The organism is Curtobacterium sp. MCBD17_021 (assembly GCF_003234525.1).
Lineage (GTDB): Bacteria > Actinomycetota > Actinomycetes > Actinomycetales > Microbacteriaceae > Curtobacterium.
Genome location: NZ_QKTS01000029.1, coordinates 1 through 5,571 on the forward strand (window position 1 = coordinate 1; position 5,571 = coordinate 5,571).

The window sequence follows — 5,571 nt, forward strand, 5'->3', positions numbered from 1 at the left end:
GAGTGGGGAGTGCGTCTGGTCCTTGAGAACTCAACAGCGTGCACATTGTCAATGCCAATTTTATTGACCCCGTGCCTGGTCGGTTTCGGCTGATCGGGTGTGGAGCAATTCCTTTTGGATTGAAGATTGTCAGTAGACAGTCAACAGTCAAGATCAACTCGCTGACACTTCGGTGTTGGTTGTAATTTTTTACGGAGAGTTTGATCCTGGCTCAGGACGAACGCTGGCGGCGTGCTTAACACATGCAAGTCGAACGATGATGCCCAGCTTGCTGGGCGGATTAGTGGCGAACGGGTGAGTAACACGTGAGTAACCTGCCCCTGACTCTGGGATAAGCGTTGGAAACGACGTCTAATACTGGATATGACTACTGGTCGCATGGCCTGGTGGTGGAAAGATTTTTTGGTTGGGGATGGACTCGCGGCCTATCAGCTTGTTGGTGAGGTAATGGCTCACCAAGGCGACGACGGGTAGCCGGCCTGAGAGGGTGACCGGCCACACTGGGACTGAGACACGGCCCAGACTCCTACGGGAGGCAGCAGTGGGGAATATTGCACAATGGGCGAAAGCCTGATGCAGCAACGCCGCGTGAGGGATGACGGCCTTCGGGTTGTAAACCTCTTTTAGTAGGGAAGAAGCGAAAGTGACGGTACCTGCAGAAAAAGCACCGGCTAACTACGTGCCAGCAGCCGCGGTAATACGTAGGGTGCAAGCGTTGTCCGGAATTATTGGGCGTAAAGAGCTCGTAGGCGGTTTGTCGCGTCTGCTGTGAAATCCCGAGGCTCAACCTCGGGCTTGCAGTGGGTACGGGCAGACTAGAGTGCGGTAGGGGAGATTGGAATTCCTGGTGTAGCGGTGGAATGCGCAGATATCAGGAGGAACACCGATGGCGAAGGCAGATCTCTGGGCCGTAACTGACGCTGAGGAGCGAAAGCATGGGGAGCGAACAGGATTAGATACCCTGGTAGTCCATGCCGTAAACGTTGGGCGCTAGATGTAGGGACCTTTCCACGGTTTCTGTGTCGTAGCTAACGCATTAAGCGCCCCGCCTGGGGAGTACGGCCGCAAGGCTAAAACTCAAAGGAATTGACGGGGGCCCGCACAAGCGGCGGAGCATGCGGATTAATTCGATGCAACGCGAAGAACCTTACCAAGGCTTGACATACACCGGAAACGGCCAGAGATGGTCGCCCCCTTGTGGTCGGTGTACAGGTGGTGCATGGTTGTCGTCAGCTCGTGTCGTGAGATGTTGGGTTAAGTCCCGCAACGAGCGCAACCCTCGTTCTATGTTGCCAGCGGGTTATGCCGGGGACTCATAGGAGACTGCCGGGGTCAACTCGGAGGAAGGTGGGGATGACGTCAAATCATCATGCCCCTTATGTCTTGGGCTTCACGCATGCTACAATGGCCGGTACAAAGGGCTGCGATACCGTAAGGTGGAGCGAATCCCAAAAAGCCGGTCTCAGTTCGGATTGAGGTCTGCAACTCGACCTCATGAAGTCGGAGTCGCTAGTAATCGCAGATCAGCAACGCTGCGGTGAATACGTTCCCGGGCCTTGTACACACCGCCCGTCAAGTCATGAAAGTCGGTAACACCCGAAGCCGGTGGCCTAACCCTTGTGGAAGGAGCCGTCGAAGGTGGGATCGGTGATTAGGACTAAGTCGTAACAAGGTAGCCGTACCGGAAGGTGCGGCTGGATCACCTCCTTTCTAAGGAGCATCTGGTCAGTGCTGCTCACCGTGTGGTGGGTTGGTTGCTGGTCCAGGCGCCCGGTTCGGACCGAACGTGTCCGACGGGTAGCTCATGGGTGGAACATTGACAGTGCAGTCGGGAGCGCGTCTTCCGGTCTCAGTACGTCCCGCTTGCGGGGTTGGAACGGGTCGGGTGGGAGCGGGTCGGCTGGTGCACGTTGTTGGGTCCTGAGGGACCAGGCTTCCTGGCCACGGTGGGTCACTTTCGGGTGGTTCGGTGGTTGGGGGTTGGGCCGGAAGGTCCTTCGGTGGGCCGCATGATGTCAGACCGGTTGGTCTGGGGGAGTGTGGTGCCGATCGTATGTTGAGAACTACACAGTGGACGCGAGCATCTTTAGATTCGCGTCATCCGAGACCGGTTGGTTGCCCTTGTGGTGATCGGCGTGGTGTTGGTGTGGCGTTGGATCGCAATTTTAATCTTTGTGGTCAAGTTTCTAAGAGCAAACGGTGGATGCCTTGGCATCTGGAGCCGAAGAAGGACGTAGAAATCTGCGATAAGCCTCGGGGAGCTGATAATCGAGCTGTGATCCGAGGATTTCCGAATGGGGAAACCCCGCCAGGCGACTTGTCGACCTGGTGACTCCCGCCTGAATATATAGGGCGGGTAGAGGGAACGTGGGGAAGTGAAACATCTCAGTACCCACAGGAAGAGAAAACAACATGTGATTCCGTGAGTAGTGGCGAGCGAAAACGGATGAGGCTAAACCGATCATGTGTGATAGCCGGCGGGCGTTGCATGGTCGGGGTTGTGGGACACGTCGCTCAGTTCTGCCGGACTGGGGCGGTTACAGCGCATCATAGTCGAACCGGTTTGAAAGCCGGGCCGTAGTGGGTGCCAGCCCCGTAGACGAAATGGTGTTATGGCCGGATGTGTATCCCAAGTAGCACGGGGCCCGAGAAATCCCGTGTGAATCTGTCAGGACCACCTGATAAGCCTAAATACTCCCAGATGACCGATAGCGGACAAGTACCGTGAGGGAAAGGTGAAAAGTACCCCGGGAGGGGAGTGAAATAGTACCTGAAACCGTTTGCTTACAAACCGTCGGAGCCTCCTTGTAGGGGTGACGGCGTGCCTTTTGAAGAATGAGCCTGCGAGTTAGCGATATGTGGCGAGGTTAACCCGTGTGGGGTAGCCGTAGCGAAAGCGAGTCTGAATAGGGCGATTTCAGTCGCATGTCCTAGACCCGAAGCGAAGTGATCTATCCATGGCCAGGTTGAAGCGACGGTAAGACGTCGTGGAGGACCGAACCCACTTCAGTTGAAAATGGAGGGGATGAGCTGTGGATAGGGGTGAAAGGCCAATCAAACTTCGTGATAGCTGGTTCTCTCCGAAATGCATTTAGGTGCAGCGTTGCGTGTTTCTCGCCGGAGGTAGAGCTACTGGATGGCCGATGGGCCTCAACAGGTTACTGACGTCAGCCAAACTCCGAATGCCGGTGAGTGAGAGCGCAGCAGTGAGACGGTGGGGGATAAGCTTCATCGTCGAGAGGGAAACAACCCAGACTACCAACTAAGGCCCCTAAGCGTGTGCTAAGTGGGAAAGGATGTGGAGTTGCACAGACAACCAGGAGGTTGGCTTAGAAGCAGCCACCCTTGAAAGAGTGCGTAATAGCTCACTGGTCAAGTGATTCCGCGCCGACAATGTAACGGGGCTCAAGCACACCGCCGAAGTTGTAGATTTCGCACACTAGACAAGCCTTCGTGGTTCAGTCGTGCGGAGTGGTAGGAGAGCGTCGTGTGGCGAGTGAAGCGGCGGAGTGATCCAGCCGTGGACGCCACACGAGTGAGAATGCAGGCATGAGTAGCGAAAGACGGGTGAGAAACCCGTCCTCCGAAAGACCAAGGGTTCCAGGGCCAGGTTAATCCGCCCTGGGTAAGTCGGGACCTAAGGCGAGGCCGACAGGCGTAGTCGATGGACAACGGGTTGATATTCCCGTACCGGCGAACAACCGCCCAAGCTAATCCAGTGGTGCTAAGAGTCCTAACCCGGACGTACCGGATCCCTTCGGGGTGATGGTCGCCGGTCTAACGCTCGACCCCATGCTGGTGCGGTTAGCGTATGAACAGGTGTGACGCAGGAAGGTAGCTGAGCCAGGCGATGGTATCCGTAAGGTGAACCTGGTGTAAGGATGTAGGGCTGACGATAGGCAAATCCGTCGTCTGTATGCCTGAGACCCGACGCGTACCCGTAAGGGGAAATCAGTGATCCTATGCTGCCGAGAAAAGCATCGACGCGAGGTTGCAGCCGCCCGTACCCGAAACCGACTCAGGTGGTCAGGTAGAGAATACCAAGGAGATCGAGATAATCGTGGTTAAGGAACTCGGCAAAATGCCCCCGTAACTTCGGGAGAAGGGGGGCCGGACACGTGACCGGATTCACTCCGTGAGCGTTGAAGGCCGCAGAGACCAGTGGGAAGCGACTGTTTACTAAAAACACAGGTCCGTGCGAAGTCGCAAGACGATGTATACGGACTGACGCCTGCCCGGTGCTGGAAGGTTAAGAGGAAGGGTCAGCCTCACGGCGAAGCTCTGAATTTAAGCCCCAGTAAACGGCGGTGGTAACTATAACCATCCTAAGGTAGCGAAATTCCTTGTCGGGTAAGTTCCGACCTGCACGAATGGCGTAACGACTTCCCAGCTGTCTCAACCGCGAACTCGGCGAAATTGCACTACGAGTAAAGATGCTCGTTACGCGCAGCAGGACGGAAAGACCCCGTGACCTTTACTACAGTTTGGTATTGGTGTTCGGAGTGGCTTGTGTAGGATAGGTGGGAGACTGTGAAGCGGGCACGCTAGTGTTCGTGGAGTCATTGTTGAAATACCACTCTGGTCACTTTGGATGTCTAACGTAGGACCCTGATCGGGTTCATGGACAGTGCCTGATGGGTAGTTTAACTGGGGCGGTTGCCTCCCAAAGAGTAACGGAGGCGCCCAAAGGTTCCCTCAACCTGGTTGGCAATCAGGTGGCGAGTGTAAGTGCACAAGGGAGCTTGACTGTGAGACTGACAGGTCGAGCAGGGACGAAAGTCGGGACTAGTGATCCGGCAGTGGCTTGTGGAAGCGCTGTCGCTCAACGGATAAAAGGTACCTCGGGGATAACAGGCTGATCTTGCCCAAGAGTCCATATCGACGGCATGGTTTGGCACCTCGATGTCGGCTCGTCGCATCCTGGGGCTGGAGTAGGTCCCAAGGGTTGGGCTGTTCGCCCATTAAAGCGGTACGCGAGCTGGGTTTAGAACGTCGTGAGACAGTTCGGTCCCTATCCGCTGCGCGCGTTGGAAATTTGAGAAGATCTATCCCTAGTACGAGAGGACCGGGATGGACGAACCTCTGGTGTGTCAGTTGTTCTGCCAAGGGCACCGCTGATTAGCTACGTTCGGACCGGATAACCGCTGAAAGCATCTAAGCGGGAAGCCGTCTTCGAGATGAGATTTCCATGCACCTTGAGTGTGAGAGGCTCCCAGCAGACTACTGGGTTGATAGGCCGGATGTGGAAGCGGGGACTAACGACCCGTGGAGCTGACCGGTACTAATAAGCCGAAGACTTGACACACACTTTTTTCCCACACTTCGGTGTGGGGCTCGCGTCCACTTTGTGGTTCCCGACAGACGATCGGGAACAACTGAAACTGAACACCGCGCATGCGCGGAACTGTTTCGAACCTTCCCTGGTAGAAGTGTCGAACGTGTTCCGGTGGTCATAGCGAGAGGGAAACGCCCGGTCACATTCCGAACCCGGAAGCTAAGCCTCTCAGCGCCGATGGTACTGCAAGGGGGACCTTGTGGGAGAGTAGGACGCCGCCGGACTCCTTTTCACAA

At 56.0% G+C, this 5,571-nt stretch carries 3 rRNA genes; all 3 read left to right on the forward strand.

The features are described 5' to 3' along the window. The first annotated feature begins 188 nt into the window (after positions 1-188). Positions 189-1,710, forward strand: a 16S ribosomal RNA gene (locus tag DEI83_RS15615). Between the two features lie 466 nt (positions 1,711-2,176). Beyond that, positions 2,177-5,305, forward strand: a 23S ribosomal RNA gene (locus tag DEI83_RS15620). Positions 5,306-5,442: 137 nt separating this feature from the next. Then, positions 5,443-5,559: ribosomal RNA gene (rrf, locus tag DEI83_RS15625) — 5S ribosomal RNA — on the forward strand. Together the 16S, 23S and 5S rRNA genes form the textbook arrangement of a ribosomal RNA operon. Positions 5,560-5,571: the final 12 nt, after the last annotated feature.